We start from the raw sequence: 14,286 nt of genomic DNA, 5'->3' as shown, positions 1-14,286 counted from the left end.
GAACCCGACCCATGGGCCCGAACTCTTCCAACGCACTGTTCTTCCTGGTCACCACCCTGTTCGACCTGTACCTGGGCGCCCTGCTGCTGCGGGTGATCCTGCAATGGGTGCGGGCGGACTTCTACAACCCGCTGTCGCAGATCATCTGGAAGCTCACCAACCCGCCGGTGCTGCCGCTGCGCAAGCTGATCCCGCGCTGGCAGAAGCTCGATACCGCCGCGCTGGCGGTGCTGCTGGTGGTGGCGGTGCTCTACATGCTGCTGATCGGCTGGATGTTCGGCCTGGGCATCGGCAGCGCCAGCCTGGTCTGGTACGCGCTGCTCAAGTGCCTGGTGCTGACCATCAATCTCTACACCCTGAGCCTGTTCGTGCAGGCGATCCTGTCCTGGCTCGGCCCCGGGGTGAACAACCCGGCCGCCAACATCCTGTGGAGCATGAACGAGCCGCTGCTGCGCCCGGTGCGCCGCTTCATTCCCTCGATCTCCGGCCTGGATCTCTCGCCGCTGGTGGTGATGCTGGCTTTGCAGGTGCTGAACCGGCTGATCCCGCTGCCCCTGATCCTGCGGTGAATCCCAGCCCCGGAAATATCGGCGTCGTCACGCCGCAACGCTTCGTCTTCGAGCAGCCGCTGCAACTCGACTGCGGCCGCAGCCTGCCGCACTACGAGCTGATGGTCGAGACCTATGGCCGGCTCAACCTCCAGGCCAGCAATGCGGTGCTGATCTGCCATGCGCTGTCTGGCGATCACCATGCCGCCGGCCTGCACGCGCCCGACGACAAGAAGCCCGGCTGGTGGGACAACTGCATCGGCCCCGGCAAGCCGATCGACACCGACCGCTTCTTCGTGGTCGCGCTCAACAACCTCGGTGGCTGTGCGGGCTCCACCGGCCCCACCAGCCTCAACCCGGAAACCGGCGCGCCTTACGGCCCCGACTTTCCGCTGCTGACCGTCGGCGACTGGGTGCGCTCGCAGGCGCGGCTGGCCGACCGCCTGGGCATCCGCCAATGGGCGGCGGTGGTCGGCGGCTCGCTGGGCGGCATGCAGGTGCAGCAGTGGAGCATCGAGTTTCCGCAGCGGGTGCGGCACGCGGTGGTGATCGCCTCGGCGCCGGAGCTGTCGGCGCAGAACATCGCCTTCAACGAGATCGCCCGCCAGGCGATCCTCAGCGACCCGGACTTTCACGGCGGCCATTACGCCGCCCAGGGCGTGGTGCCCTCGCGCGGCCTGAAGCTGGCGCGCATGCTCGGCCACATCACCTATCTGTCCGACGAGGCGATGCGCGCCAAGTTCGGCGTCGAGCTGAAGTCGGCGATGCCGGCCTTCAACTTCGATGTCGAGTTCGAGGTGGAAAGCTATCTGCGCCACCAGGGCCAGAGCTTCGTTGATCGTTTCGACGCCAACACCTATCTGCTGATGACCAAGGCGCTGGACTACTTCGACCCCGCGCGCGATGCCGGTGGCTCGCTGCTGGCCGCCTACCGCAAGGCCAGCGCCCGGTTCCTGGTGATCGCCTTCTCCAGCGACTGGCGCTTCTCGCCGGCGCGCTCGCGCGAGATCGTCCGCGCCCTGGTGGCCGCTGGCCGCGAGGTCAGCTATGCGCTGATCGACTCGCAGCTGGGGCATGACGACTTTCTGATGCCGATACCGCAGTACCACGGGGTGTTGCGGGCGTATCTGCAGCGGGTGGCGGAGGAGGTAGCATGAACGCCCTTTCGCCGCTGCGCGCCGATCTCGCCGCACTGAGCCCCTGGATCCCCGAAGGCAGCCGCATCCTCGACCTCGGCTGCGGCGACGGCACCCTGCTCGCGCATCTGGCCGCCAGCCACAAGGTGCGCGGCTATGGCCTGGAGATCGACCCGGACAACGTCCGCGCCGCGGTGGCGCGCGGCATCAACGTGATCCAGGCGGACTTGGACGAGGGCCTTTCGGACTTCGCCGATGGCGCCTTCGACGTGGTGGTGATGAGCCAGGCGCTGCAGGCCCTGCAGCGGCCGGACGCGGTGCTGGCGGAAATGCTGCGGGTGGGCCGCACCGCCATCGTCACCTTTCCCAACTTCGGGCACTGGCGGGTGCGCGCAGCGCTACTGGCCGGGCACATGCCGGTGACGCCCTCGCTGCCGGAGCGCTGGTTCGATACCCCCAACATCCACCTCTGCACGGTGGCCGACTTCGAAGCCCTGTGCAAAGAGCGCGGCTGGGCGGTGTCGCGGCGCGCCCTGCTCGACCGCCGCCATCACGGCGGTCTCGCCATCCGCCTGCTGCCGAATCTGTTCTGCGAGCAGGCGCTCTACGAACTGCGCGCGGGCTGAGTCCGCTCAACCAGCGCGCAGTCAGCGCAAGGCCGCTTAGAAGCCCAGCGCCAGCCGCAGGCTGTAAGCGTTGCTGTCGCCGCTGCGGCTGTACTCGGGGGTGAGCTGCAGGAAGCCCAGCGCCACCCGCAGGCCGGCGAAGAACTTGGCCTGGTTGACCTCCTCCTCGCTCAGGCCCAGGCCGCTGCCCGGGGTGACCGTGCCCCAGACATAGCCGGCGCCGGCATAGGGCGTGAGAAAGGCAAAGCCCTTGGAGATGGACACATCCACCGCCTTGGAGTCGAAGCTCAGATCGTCCTCGCCGCTCAGCTTGCTGTAGCTGGCGCGTAGCGCGACGGCCGGCGTGGCGACGCCGCCCGGCAGCACCGCCCAGCGGATCTCGCCGCCAAAGAGCTTGGCGTCGGTGCTCGGCACCTGCGAGTAGTAGGCGCCGACGTCGATGTCGAAGGGCAGGCCCTTGGTGGCGCCGACGCCGACCATGCCGATGGCATCGACCTCTTCGCCGGTGAGGCGCTGCCAGGCGCCCTTGTCCTGCGTCGGCGCGTAGGTGGCGAAAGCGCCGAGGCTGAAGCCGGTGAGGCCACCGGCCTCGGCGGGGTTCAGCGCCTTGTAGTCCAGGGTCGAAACGATGTCTTTGGCGATGCTGCGGAAATCGGCCTGGCTGCCACCGGGCAGCAGGTCAAAGTCGGACGCAGCGGCGACACCGGCGAACAGACTCAAGGACAGGGCGGCAAATGCGCGCATCGATAATCTCCAGGTTTGTTGTGTAGTTCTAGGCTGTGTTGACGCACGCTGAGGATAGCAGCGGTGCGCACTCAGGCGGGCGGGCCGAACACCGCGTCGAGCAGGCCGCCGAAGGCGTCCTGCACCTCGTTCAGGCGGCCGTGGAAGAAGTGGCCGCAGCCATCCACCGTGATCAGCTCCGGCATCGGCTGGTACTGCTGCAACTCGGTGAGCGTGGTCTGGTAGGACACCACCTCGTCGTCGCGTGAATGCAGCACCCGCCAGGGGCAGTGCGGGTGCGGCGGCGCCTGGTAGCCCAGGTACTTGCCCAAGGGCGGCGCCACGCTCATCAGCGCTGCCGGCTGCACGCGGCTGGCGGCCTTCAGGGCGATGTAGGAACCGAAGGAAAAACCCGCCAGCACCAGCGGCGCGCCGGCCGGCAGCCGCTGCCGCAGCCATTCGGCGAGCAGCACCGCGTCCTCGGTCTCGCCGGCGCCATCATCGTGCAAGCCCTCGCTCTTGCCGACGCCGCGAAAATTGAAGCGCAGCGCCGCAAAGCCGGCCTTGAGCGCGGTAGCGGCGAGGCTGTAGGTGACCTTGTTGCTGAGCGCGCCGCCGTAGAGCGGATGCGGATGGCAGATCAGCACGCCGCCGCGCACTGGCTGCGCGGGTGCTGCGAACAGAATCTCGACGCGCCCGGCGGCACCGCGCACCAGTCCGGCGCGGCTCTGACCAGGAGCAGGCAGGGGTTGATCGAGTTCGCTGGAATCGGACATGGCAGGCCGGCATTTCGGTTAAGGAGCGCTAGTCTGAAGAGCTTGCACGCGCACTACAAAAGCCCGCGATTGTGGCTTGCCAGTGCCCTGGCCCGAATCTATAGTCGGAAGTGCCGCTGCCGTACGGCACAATCGTAGTGATAACAAACCATTGGCGGCCTTTAAGGAGATCTCATGCGGAAGACTGTCCAAACCCTTGCTTTGCTGGTCAGCAGTGTCGGCCTGGTGTTTGCCGCCGCGCCGCGTGACGAGGCGCCGGAGGCGCGGGCCTATCTGTCGATCGGCTACGGACAGGCGAAGCAGGTGCCCAGCCAGTTCTTCTACGGCCTGCGCCTGGATCATGACAGCCGCTCGGAACTGCGTGGCGCCGCTCCCATCGCCCAGCTCGCCTTCGACCGCAATGGCTTCGAGAGCGCGCGTCTCAACGGCCTGCCGTTCACCCGCCGCCTGAGCGCCAACCAGGACGAGGGCAGCGGTGGTAGCGAGGGCGGGATGTTCAGCAATTACTCGGCGCTGGACTGGACCCTGCTGGCGGTCGGCGCGGTCGGCGTCGGCTTTGCGATCTCGCAGGTCGCCGATTCCAAGGACACGCCCGACCCGGCCGCCGGCAGCTCTTCCGGCGGCAGCTCGGCGGGTGGTACCACCACCGGCGGCACCACCACCGGCGGTGGCCTGCTTGGGGGTCTGCTCGGTGGCTACACCGATCAGAGCGCCAATGGCGAGGACCGCCGCAGCGCCGAATACGCCGACTGGCTCGACGGCGGCAGCGGCCAGATGGGCGACCTCGCCCCGCGCTGAGCCGTTTTTTGCTTGAATGCAGGGGAGCCAGCCGGCTCCCCTTTTTATTGCCGCTCACGTTCCGCCCATGAGTTCCGACAGCCTCGCCGTCCGCCATCCGCGGCTGCATGCCATCTTCGGCATCGACCTGCGCACGCTGGCCCTGTTCCGCGCCACCCTGGCCTCGGTGCTGCTGTTCGACGTACTCCGGCATTACTGCGACCTCAGCAGCCTCTACAGCGACGCCGGGGTGATGCCGCGCAGCTGGCTGGTGCAGTCCGACACGCCCTGGCACCTGTCGATCTACCTCATCAATGGCACGCCACTGATCACCGGCCTGCTGCTGGCAGTGCAGGCGCTGGCGGCGCTGGCCCTGCTGCTGGGCTGGCGCACGCGGCTGGCGGCGGTGCTGAGCTTTTTGATGTGGGGCTGGCTGAGCAACCGCAATCCCCTGGTGCTGATCGGCGGCGATCTGCTGATGGCCTGCCTGCTGTTTTGGGCCTGCCTGCTGCCGCTGGGCGCGCGCTGGAGCGCCGATGCCGCGCTCTCGGCCAAGCCGCCACCGGAAGACCCGCGCCATCTGTCCTGGGCCAGCGCCGGCCTGCTGTTGCAAGTGATGTCGGTGTACTTCTACAGCGCCATCCTGAAGAGCGGGCCGGAGTGGCTGCCCGACTACACGGCGGTCTACTACGCGCTGAGCCTGGATCGCTACGCCACGCCGCTGGGCCAGTGGCTGCTCAACTTCCCCGACCTGCTGCAGGGACTCACCGCCTACGTCTGGTGGCTGGAGCTGCTCGGCCCGCCGGCGATCCTGCTCGCACCGCTGCTGCCCGGCCGCCTCGGCACCGTCCTGCGCGCCTTGCTGATGCTGGCCTTCATGAGTCTGCATGTCGGCTTCCTGCTGTGTCTGGAGCTGGGGCATTTCCCCTTCGTGAGCCTGAGCTCGCTCACCGTCTTTCTGGGCGCCTGGTTCTGGGACTGGCGCGCGCGTCGACCACGCGCGCAGCAGCGGCTGGCGATCTACTACGACCAGGACTGCGGCTTCTGCCGCAAGACCAGCCAGCTGTTCCGGGTGTTCCTCGGCCTGCAGCAGGCCAGCATCCAGCCGGCACAGCCGCATCCGCGTGCCCGCGCGCTGCTGGAGGCCAACTGGTCCTGGGTGGTGATCGACCAGGACGACCGCGCCTACCTGAAGTGGCAGGCCTACCTGCGCCTGCTGCAGGCTTCGCCGCTGTTCGGCTGGCTGTACCGGCCGCTGTCAGCGCCGGCGCTGGCCGGCGCTGGCGAGCGCGCCTACGACTTCGTCGGCCGCCACCGCGATGCCTTCGCCAAGCTCAGCGCGCCGCTGCTGGCCGAGCGCGAGACCCGCTTTGAAACCGGCGCAGGCGGGCAAAGACTGGCGGCGCTGGCCCTGGTGCTGGTCGCGGCCTGGAACCTGAGCACCATCCAGGTGCTGCCGGCCAGCGTGCAGGACGGCCTGCGGCCGCTGTTCCAGCTCAGCCGGCTGGAACAGTTCTGGAACATGTTCGCGCCCTACCCGCTCAAGGACGACGGCTGGATGGTGGTCGACGGTCTGCTCGCCAATGGTGACAACGTCGATGTACTGCATCCCGGACAGGCGCCCGATTACGACAAGCCCGAGCAGCTCTCGCAGAGCCACCGCAACATCCGCTGGCACACCTACCTGGGCCGCCTGGCCGAGAAGGACTACGCCCGCCACCGCCTCTGGTTCGGCAAGTACCTGTGCCGGCAGTGGAACGCCGACAAACTGAGCGCCGACCGCGAGCACCGCCTGCTGCGCTTCAAGATCAACTACGTGTTCGAGGTGACCCCGCCGCCGGGCCAGCCGCTGCACACCGAGCAGCAGACCCTGTGGAGCCACGAGTGCTTCCCCTCGGTGGCCGACAGCGACAGCGAAGCCAAGACCCCATGATCGATATAGGCGCAAACCTGGCGCACGAAAGCTTCGCGCCGGACTACCCCGCCGTGCTCGAACGCGCCTGGGCGGCGGGCGTGGAGCACATCGTGCTGACCGGCTCCTGCCGTGAGTCCAACCAACAGGTGGCGGTGCTGGCGGCGGCCGATCCGGCGCGGCTGTCCTGCACCGCCGGCCTGCATCCGCACCACGCCAGCGACTGGAGTGCCGAAGACGCCGAGCTGATCCGCGAGCTGGCGACGCTGCCGCAGCTGGTGAGCCTGGGCGAATGCGGGCTGGACTATTACCGCGACCTCTCACCGCGCGAGGTGCAGCGGCGGGTGTTTGCGGCGCAGCTTGAACTGGCCATCGCGCTGAACAAGCCGGTGTTCCTGCACCAGCGCGGCGCGCATGTCGATTTTCTGCCGATGCTGCGCGAATACCGGCCGCAACTCGTCGATGCCTGCGTGCACTGCTTCACCGACAGCCGCGAAGCGATGGAGAGCTACGCCGAGCTGGACTGCTACATCGGCATCACCGGCTGGGCCTGCGACAAGAAGCGCGGCGCGCCGCTGCGCGAGGTGGTGCCGCACATCCCGGCCGAGCGTCTGCTGATCGAGACCGATGCGCCGTATCTATTGCCGCAGAACATCCCGCGCGGCCAGCGGCCGTCCAGCCTGCACAGCGACAAACCCGGCATCGACGGCCGCCGCAACGAGCCGAGCTATCTGCCCTATGTCGCGCAGGCGGTGGCGGAACTGCGCGGCGAGAGCCTGGAGGCGCTGGCGGCGCGCACGACCGCCAACGCCCGGCGTTTCTACCGGCTTTAGGGCCTGTTAACGCTACGGGGCTCGCTGCGGCGTTAACAGGCCCTGGCGCGAACTACTCGCCGTCGGTGACCGCGCCCTTGGAAGCCGTGCTCACCAGCTTGGCGAACTTGCCGAGCACGCCACGGGTGTAGCGCGGCGGCGGCTGCACCCACTTGGCCTTGCGGGCGGCGAGCGTGGCGTCGTCGACATTCAGCTGGATCAGCTGCTGCTTGGCGTCGATGGTGATGCTGTCGCCTTCCTCGACCAGGGCGATCGGGCCGCCGACGTAGGCTTCCGGCGCGACATGGCCCACCACCATGCCCCAGGTGCCGCCGGAGAAGCGGCCGTCGGTGATCAGGCCGACACTCTCGCCCAGACCCTGGCCGACCAGAGCGCTGGTCGGCGCCAGCATTTCCGGCATGCCGGGGCCGCCGCGCGGGCCGATGTAGCGGATCACCACCACATCGCCCGGCTTGATGCCATTGGCCATGATCGCCGCCATGCACTCGTCCTCGCTGTTGAAGACGCGCGCCGGGCCGGTGATGGCCGGGTTCTTCAGGCCGGTGATCTTCGCCACCGCGCCTTCGGGTGCGAGATTGCCCTTGAGCACGGCCAGATGGCCCTGCTTGTACATCGGCTTGTCGTAGGGACGGATGACGTCTTGGTCGGCGCGCGGCGCGTCCGGCACGCTGGCCAGGGCCTCGGCCAGGGTCTCGCCGGTGATGGTCAGCGCGTCGCCGTGCAGCAGGCCGTGCACCAACAGCATCTTCAGCACCTGCGGCACGCCGCCGGCGCGGTGGAAGTCCACCGCCACGTACTTGCCGCTGGGCTTCAGGTCGCAGAGCACCGGCGTGCGCAGTCGGATCGCCTCGACATCATCGAGCGTGAACGGCACCTGCGCGGCATGGGCGATGGCGAGGAAGTGCAGCACGCCATTGGTGGAGCCGCCGGTGGCCATGATCAGGCTCATGGCGTTTTCGATGGCCTTGCGGGTGACGATGTCGCGCGGCTTGAGGTCCTTGGCGATGGCCTGCACCAGCACGCGCGCCGAGTCGGCGGCGGAATCGGCCTTCTCCGGGTCCGGCGAGGCCATCTGGCTGGAGCCCAGGAGCGACATGCCCAGGGCCTCGAAGGCGCTCGACATGGTGTTGGCGGTGTACATGCCGCCGCAGGCGCCGACGCTGGGGCAGGCGTGCTTCTCGATGCCGAGGAAGTCTTCCTCGCTCATCTTGCCGGCCTGGAAGCTGCCCACCGCCTCGAAGGACGACACCACGGTCAGCGGCACGCCCTTCCAGCTGCCGGGCTTGATGGTGCCGGCGTAGACGAACACGCCAGGGATGTTCATGCGCAGCATGCCGATCATCGCGCCCGGCATGTTCTTGTCGCAGCCGCCGATCACCAGCACGCCGTCCATGCACTGGCTGGAGACGGCGGTCTCTATGGCGTCGGCGATCACCTCGCGCGACACCAGCGAGTACTTCATGCCCTCGGTGCCCATCGAGATACCGTCGGTGACGGTGGGGATGCCGAAGGACTGCGGCATGGCGCCGGCCGCCTTCAGCGCCGCGGCGGCGCGCTCGGCCAGCGGCTGGATGCCGGCATTGCAGGGGTTCATGGTCGAGTGGCCATTGGCCAGACCGACGATGGGCTTGACGAAGTCACCATCGCCGAAGCCGACGGCGCGCAGCATGGCGCGATTGGGGCTGCGGGCAACGCCCGCGGTGATGGTCTTGGACTTCCTGTTGAGGGGCTCGGACATGGCTCTAAGCTGCTCTGGCGGCCGGTGGGGGCGCAGATTGTAAGGTTTCAGTCCGCCGATAGACTGCCAGGCATCACCAGAACCTGCCGTCATGCCTACCGACCGTCGCTCCGCCGCCAGCCTGCTGGCCCAGACCAAGGCCTTCCACGGCCTGCCGACCGAAGTCATCGAAGCCTTTGCCGAGCGCTGCCAGCTGCGGCTGCTGCACACCGGCGAAACCCTGTTCCAGCAGGGCGATACGGTCGCCGCGCTGTACGTGGTCGGCGTCGGCCGCCTGCGCGCCTATGGCAAGACTTCCGGCGTCGAACAGGCGCTGGGTGAGATTGGCGCGCTGGAAACCATCGGCGAGATCGTGATGCTGGCCGGCGAACGCCATACCGCGACGGTGCGGGCGGTGCGCGACAGCGCCATCCTCAGCCTCGACCGTGAGACACTGATGGCGCTGCTGCGCCAGCATCCGGAAGCGTTGCTGAAAATCTCCCAGGTGGTGGTGGCGCGCCTGCTCGACCGTCTGCGCAACCCCGACCCCGGCCCGCCCGGGCCGCGCACGCTCTGCCTGCTGCCGGCCACGCCGGGCGTCGACGTCCACGCGCTCGGCGAGCAGTTGCGGGCCTGCTACGGCCAGCTCGGCCGGGTCTGCCTGCTCGACGCCGCCACGGTGGACGCGGCCCTGGGCGCCGGCATGGCCCGGAGCCGCTTCGATGACGCCGCCAACAATGCCCGCCTAGTCCGCTGGCTGAGCGCGCAGGAAAGCGAATACGCCTACCTGATCTACCTCGCCGACGAGCAGCCCGGCCCCTGGTCGCGGCGCTGCATGCGCCAGGCCGACCGCATCCTGGTGGTGGCCGACCAAAACAGCGGCAGCGCGCGGCAGACGCCGATGCTGCGTCTGCTGGCGGAAACCGATGTCGAGGCGGTGGTCTCGGTGGCGCTGCAATGGCCGCGCGGCGCGCTGAGCGCCAGCGAGCCGCTGGGCTGGTGCCAGGCGGCCGGCGCCGAGTTGCACTACTTCCTACGCGATGCGCAGGACGTGCCGGCGCTGGCGCGCAGCCTGGTCGGCCAGGCGGTGGGCTTCGTACTCGGCGGTGGCGGCGCGCGCGGTTTCGCCCACCTGGGCCTGCTGCGGGCGGCGCGCGAACTGGGCATCCCCATCGACCTGATCGGTGGCACCAGCATGGGCGCCTTCATCGGCGCCCTGCATGCCGAGGGCCGGCCGGTGGAGGAGATCACCGAGCTGATGCGCGAGACCTTCGTGCAACGCAATTTCCTCAACGACTACATGCTGCCGCGGGTGGCGCTGCTGCGCACCCGCAAGTTCCGCCAGCGGCTGGGCACGATCTTCGGCGAGCGCCGGCTGGAGCAGCTGGCCACGCCCTACTTCTGCGTCAGCACCAGCCTCACCCGCGGCGTCGCGGTGGTGCACGAGAGCGGCCGGCTGCGCGACTGGGTGGGCACCAGCATGGCGGTGCCCGGCATCGCTCCGCCGATGGTCTGGAACGAGGAGCTGCTGGCCGACGGCGCGGTGATCAACAATCTGCCGGCCGACGTGATGCGCCAATTCGGCCGGGGTGCGGTGATCGCCTGCGATGTCAGCAGCGACACCGCCCTGCGCGCCGAAGGGGTCTCCGGCCCCGACTTCGACGCGCTGTTCCACTGGACGGGACCTAGCCCGCGGCCGGGCCTGTTCGACATCCTGCTGCGCTCGGCGACGCTGTCCAGCGCCGGCGGCAGCCGGGGCCAGGCGGCGCATGCCGACTGCCTGATCCGCATGCCCACCGCCGGCGTCGGCCTGTTCCAATGGAAGGCCCTGGACCGGCTGCTGGACAGCGCCTATCAGCACGCCCTGGTGGAACTGGAGGCTTTCAAGCCACGCCTGCCGCCCCTGGCACGCGGCTGAGAGGGGCCCAAACGGCCGTCGGGACTCGTTTTGCTGCACTGCGGCGCCTCAGACTCGCGTCATTGCGGCCAATGGCAAGGCGGCTTACCTCGCCCATCCTTCGCCCCGCCAATTTTCGGAGTGATTTCCATGCCCGCCTACAAAGCCCCGCTGCGCGACACCCGCTTCCTGATGAACGAGGTGTTCGACTACCCGGCCCACTACGCCAGCCTTGCCAACGGCAAGGACGCCGACCCGGAAACCGTCAACGCCATCCTCGACGCCTGCGCCCAGTTCTGCGAGCAGACGCTGTCGCCGCTGAACCTCTCCGGCGACGAAGAGGGCTGCACCCTCAAGGACGGCAAGGTGACTACGCCCAAGGGCTTCAAGGCGGCCTATGACGAGTTCGTGGCCGGCGGCTGGCAGGGTCTCTCCCACCCCACCGAGTACGGCGGCCAGGGCCTGCCGATGTCGCTGGGCCTGGTGAAGTCGGAAATGATGGGCACCGCCAACTGGTCGTTCACCATGTACCCCGGCCTGTCACTGGGCGCGATGAACACCATCCTCCAGCACGCCTCGCAGGAGCTGAAGGATCTCTACATGCCGGCGCTCACCGAGGGCCGCTGGGGCGGCACCATGTGCCTCACCGAGCCCCAGTGCGGCACCGACCTGGGCCAGGTGAAGACCAAGGCCGAGGCCAATGCCGACGGCAGCTACCGCATCACCGGCACCAAGATCTTCATCAGCTCCGGTGACCACGACCTGACCGAGAACATCGTCCACATCGTGCTCGCCCGCCTGCCCGACGCGCCGGCCGGCACCCGTGGCATCTCGCTGTTCATCGTGCCGAAGATGAAGGTCAAGGCCGATGGCTCGCTGGACGGCAGCAACAACGTCGTCTGCTCGGCGCTGGAACACAAGATGGGCATCAAGGCCTCGGCCACCGCGGTGCTCAACTTCGAGCAGTCCACCGGCTATCTGATCGCCGAGCCGAACAAGGGCCTGGAAGCCATGTTTACCTTCATGAACACCGCCCGCATCGGCACCGCCGTGCAGGGCGTGGCGCATGCCGAGCTGAGCTTCCAGGGTGCGCTGGCCTACGCCAAGGAGCGCCGCTCGATGCGCGCGCTGTCCGGCAAGAAGGAGCCGGACAAGGTCGCCGACGCCATCATCCATCACGCCGACGTGCGCCGCATGCTGATGACCCAGAAGGCCTTCGCCGAAGGTGGCCGGGCGATGATCTACTTCGCCGCCCAGTACGCGGATCACATGGTCAACGGCATCCTCGAAAGCGACGCCAAGAAGTACAAGGAGTGGGACGACAAGCTAGGCTTCTTCACCCCCATCCTCAAGGGCTTTCTGACCGAGATGGGCCTGGAGTCGGCCAACCTCGGCATGCAGGTGTTCGGCGGCCACGGCTACATCAAGGAACACGGCATGGAGCAGATCGCCCGCGACGCGCGCATCTCCACGCTCTATGAAGGCACCACCGGCATCCAGGCGCTGGACCTCTTGGGCCGCAAGGTACTGCTCACCACCCGCGGCAAGTGCGTGCGCGAGTTCACCGGCACCATCGCCAAGTTCGCGATGGACCACCTGCGCAACCCCAAGCTGCGCCGCTACGCCACCGACCTCGGCCGCTACGCCGCCGAGTGGAACCTGTTGACCATGCGCATCATGCTCAGCGCCCGCAAGGACCGCGACGTGGTGAGCGCCGCCAGCCATCACTTCCTGATGTACTCCGGCTACGTGATGATGGCCTACTTCTGGGCGCTGCAGGCCTCGGTCGCCAACGACAAGCTGGCCCACGGCGGCGCCGAGAAGCCGGAGTTCTACAAGGCCAAGCTGGCGATGGCGCGCTTCTACTTCGACCATCTGCTGCCGCGCGCCAAGGGCCACGCCAGCGCGATGGTCAAGCCGAGCAAGACGCTGACCAAGCTGCCGGTCGAGCACTTCGCCTTCGAGTAAACGGCGGCAAATGGAAACGGGGCCTCAAGCGGGCCCCGTTTTCGTTTTGGCGGCGGCCTGCGGCTACCATCGGCGTATGTCCATGGAAGGAACCGCAATGCGAATTGCCCTGCTCGCCGGCCCGCTGCTGCTGGCCACCCCACCCGCCCTCATCGCGGTGCCCGGCGATCCACTGGCCGACATCAGCACCCTGCAGCGCGTCGCCTTCGTGATGAAGGACGGCGTGGTCTACAAGTCCGCCCAGGAGTGACCATGGAACCCATTCTCGATCTCATCCCTGGCCGCCCGCGTGACCTCGGCGGCTTTGCCGTGCGCCGGGTGCTGCCGATCGGGCATCGCAAGACCGTCGGCCCCTTCATCTTCTTCGATCACCTGGGCCCGGCGACACTGAAGGCCGGCAGCGGCATGGACGTGCGCCCGCATCCGCATATTGGCCTGGCGACCGTCACCTATCTGTTCGAGGGCCGCATCCACCACCGCGACAGCCTCGGCAACGAGCAGGACATCGAACCCCTGGCGGTGAACTGGATGACCGCCGGACAGGGCATCGTGCATTCCGAGCGCTCGACGCCGGCAGACAGGCTGCTGGACCGCCCGATACACGGCATCCAGTCCTGGGTGGCGCTACCCGCCGCCGACGAGGAATGCGAACCGAGCTTCGTGCACCATCCGGCCGCCAGCCTGCCGCAGGCGGAGATTGGCGGCGTGGCGCTGCGGGTGATCGCCGGCAGCGCCTACGGCCTGACTTCGCCGGTGGCGCTACGCGCGCCGACGTTCTACGTCCACGCCGAGATGCCGGCCGGTTCGACGCTGGCGGTGCCGGACGACTACCAGGAGCGCGCGGTCTACCCGGTCAACGGCCGGGTGCGCCTTGGCGCGCGCTGGATCGAGGAAGGTCAGATGGCGATGCTGGTTTCCGGTGCGGCGGTGCAACTGCAAGCCGATGCCCGGGCGCGGGTGATGCTGCTGGGCGGCGCGCCGGTCGATGGCCCTAGGCAGATCTGGTGGAACTTCGTTTCCAGCCGTGCCGAGCGCATCGAAGAGGCCAAGCGGGATTGGGCGGAGCGGCGGTTTGCGGAAGTGCCGGGAGAGACCGAGTTCATTCCTCTGCCTGCGGTTTGAGTCGGCGGCTCCTCTCCCCTGTACCGATGAACACCGTTGCACATGCCTGGGCGGAATGGCCGGCCAGGCTAGGGGAGGGGGAATGCCGTGGCGGAGTGCAGTGCTTTCGCGTTGGCTTACTGCTGTGTGGTTCGCGCGTTCGCGCTCTTTTAGGTGTGTAGGGTTTGAGGTCTTTTTTCGCCTCTTGGCGACTCACTTTTCTTTGCTTGTGCAAAGAAAAGTAAGCAAAAGAAAGCACACCCCTGCGTAGC

At 68.0% G+C, this 14,286-nt stretch carries 13 protein-coding genes; 10 read left to right on the top strand and 3 right to left on the bottom strand.

The annotated features are described in order from the left end of the window. Positions 1-11 precede the first annotated feature (11 nt). The 3 genes from AC3WT6_RS17200 to metW are packed head-to-tail and all read left to right on the top strand — an operon-like array spanning position 12 to position 2,310. A complete protein-coding gene (locus AC3WT6_RS17200) occupies positions 12-569 on the top strand; it encodes a YggT family protein (protein WP_492654831.1) in 558 nt (185 codons plus the stop codon). Further along, complete coding sequence (gene metX, locus AC3WT6_RS17195; RefSeq protein WP_492654830.1) at positions 566-1,705, top strand: homoserine O-succinyltransferase MetX; 1,140 nt, start codon at positions 566-568, stop codon at positions 1,703-1,705. Before AC3WT6_RS17200 ends, metX begins: the two co-directional genes overlap by 4 nt. After that, positions 1,702-2,310: a methionine biosynthesis protein MetW gene (gene metW, locus AC3WT6_RS17190; RefSeq protein ID WP_492654829.1), complete on the top strand. Its 609-nt coding sequence runs from the start codon at positions 1,702-1,704 to the stop codon at positions 2,308-2,310. The genes metX and metW overlap by 4 nt, the downstream gene beginning before the upstream one ends. 36 nt (positions 2,311-2,346) lie before the next feature. On the opposite strand, the gene AC3WT6_RS17185 is transcribed toward metW, so the two are convergent. Next, a complete protein-coding gene (locus AC3WT6_RS17185) occupies positions 2,347-3,054 on the bottom strand; it encodes a hypothetical protein (protein ID WP_492654828.1) in 708 nt (235 codons plus the stop codon). 71 nt (positions 3,055-3,125) lie between these two features. Further along, positions 3,126-3,809: an alpha/beta hydrolase gene (locus tag AC3WT6_RS17180; protein ID WP_492654827.1), complete on the bottom strand. Its 684-nt coding sequence runs from the start codon at positions 3,807-3,809 to the stop codon at positions 3,126-3,128. A gap of 174 nt (positions 3,810-3,983) precedes the next feature. Here AC3WT6_RS17180 and AC3WT6_RS17175 point away from each other — a divergent pair, with 174 nt between their 5' ends. The 3 genes from AC3WT6_RS17175 to AC3WT6_RS17165 all read left to right on the top strand — a co-directional run bounded on the left by AC3WT6_RS17175 (position 3,984) and on the right by AC3WT6_RS17165 (position 7,331). Next, positions 3,984-4,607 carry a hypothetical protein gene (locus tag AC3WT6_RS17175; protein WP_492654826.1) on the top strand — a complete coding sequence of 208 codons (624 nt, stop codon included), beginning with the start codon at positions 3,984-3,986 and terminating at the stop codon, positions 4,605-4,607. A 67-nt stretch (positions 4,608-4,674) separates the two neighbouring features. Further along, the gene (locus AC3WT6_RS17170) at positions 4,675-6,519 is read left to right on the top strand and encodes a DCC1-like thiol-disulfide oxidoreductase family protein (RefSeq protein ID WP_492654825.1); all 1,845 of its coding nucleotides are present in this window, start codon (positions 4,675-4,677) and stop codon (positions 6,517-6,519) included. Then, complete coding sequence (locus AC3WT6_RS17165) at positions 6,516-7,331, top strand: TatD family hydrolase (RefSeq protein WP_492654824.1); 816 nt, start codon at positions 6,516-6,518, stop codon at positions 7,329-7,331. The genes AC3WT6_RS17170 and AC3WT6_RS17165 overlap by 4 nt, the downstream gene beginning before the upstream one ends. A gap of 52 nt (positions 7,332-7,383) precedes the next feature. On the opposite strand, the gene ilvD is transcribed toward AC3WT6_RS17165, so the two are convergent. Next, positions 7,384-9,069 (bottom strand): dihydroxy-acid dehydratase, encoded by a 1,686-nt coding sequence (gene ilvD, locus AC3WT6_RS17160; protein ID WP_492654823.1) that lies wholly within the window; start codon positions 9,067-9,069, stop codon positions 7,384-7,386. Positions 9,070-9,160: 91 nt separating this feature from the next. Between ilvD and AC3WT6_RS17155 the strand changes: the two genes are divergently transcribed. The 4 genes from AC3WT6_RS17155 to AC3WT6_RS17140 all read left to right on the top strand — a co-directional run bounded on the left by AC3WT6_RS17155 (position 9,161) and on the right by AC3WT6_RS17140 (position 14,035). Further along, positions 9,161-10,966, top strand: coding sequence for a patatin-like phospholipase family protein (locus tag AC3WT6_RS17155; protein WP_492654822.1), 1,806 nt, complete (start codon positions 9,161-9,163; stop codon positions 10,964-10,966). Between the two features lie 129 nt (positions 10,967-11,095). Beyond that, positions 11,096-12,913, top strand: a complete 1,818-nt coding sequence (locus AC3WT6_RS17150; protein WP_492654821.1) for an acyl-CoA dehydrogenase C-terminal domain-containing protein — start codon at positions 11,096-11,098, stop codon at positions 12,911-12,913. A 97-nt stretch (positions 12,914-13,010) separates the two neighbouring features. Continuing rightward, positions 13,011-13,163: a hypothetical protein gene (locus tag AC3WT6_RS17145; protein ID WP_492654873.1), complete on the top strand. Its 153-nt coding sequence runs from the start codon at positions 13,011-13,013 to the stop codon at positions 13,161-13,163. A gap of 2 nt (positions 13,164-13,165) precedes the next feature. Next, on the top strand, positions 13,166-14,035 hold the full coding sequence (locus tag AC3WT6_RS17140; RefSeq protein WP_492654820.1) for a pirin family protein: 870 nt from the start codon (positions 13,166-13,168) through the stop codon (positions 14,033-14,035). The last annotated feature ends 251 nt before the right edge of the window (positions 14,036-14,286 follow it).

This window comes from Stagnimonas sp. FW305-C-60, assembly GCF_058782965.1.
Note: the sequence above shows the minus strand (reverse complement) of the source record. Positions and strands in the feature narration are given on the sequence as shown.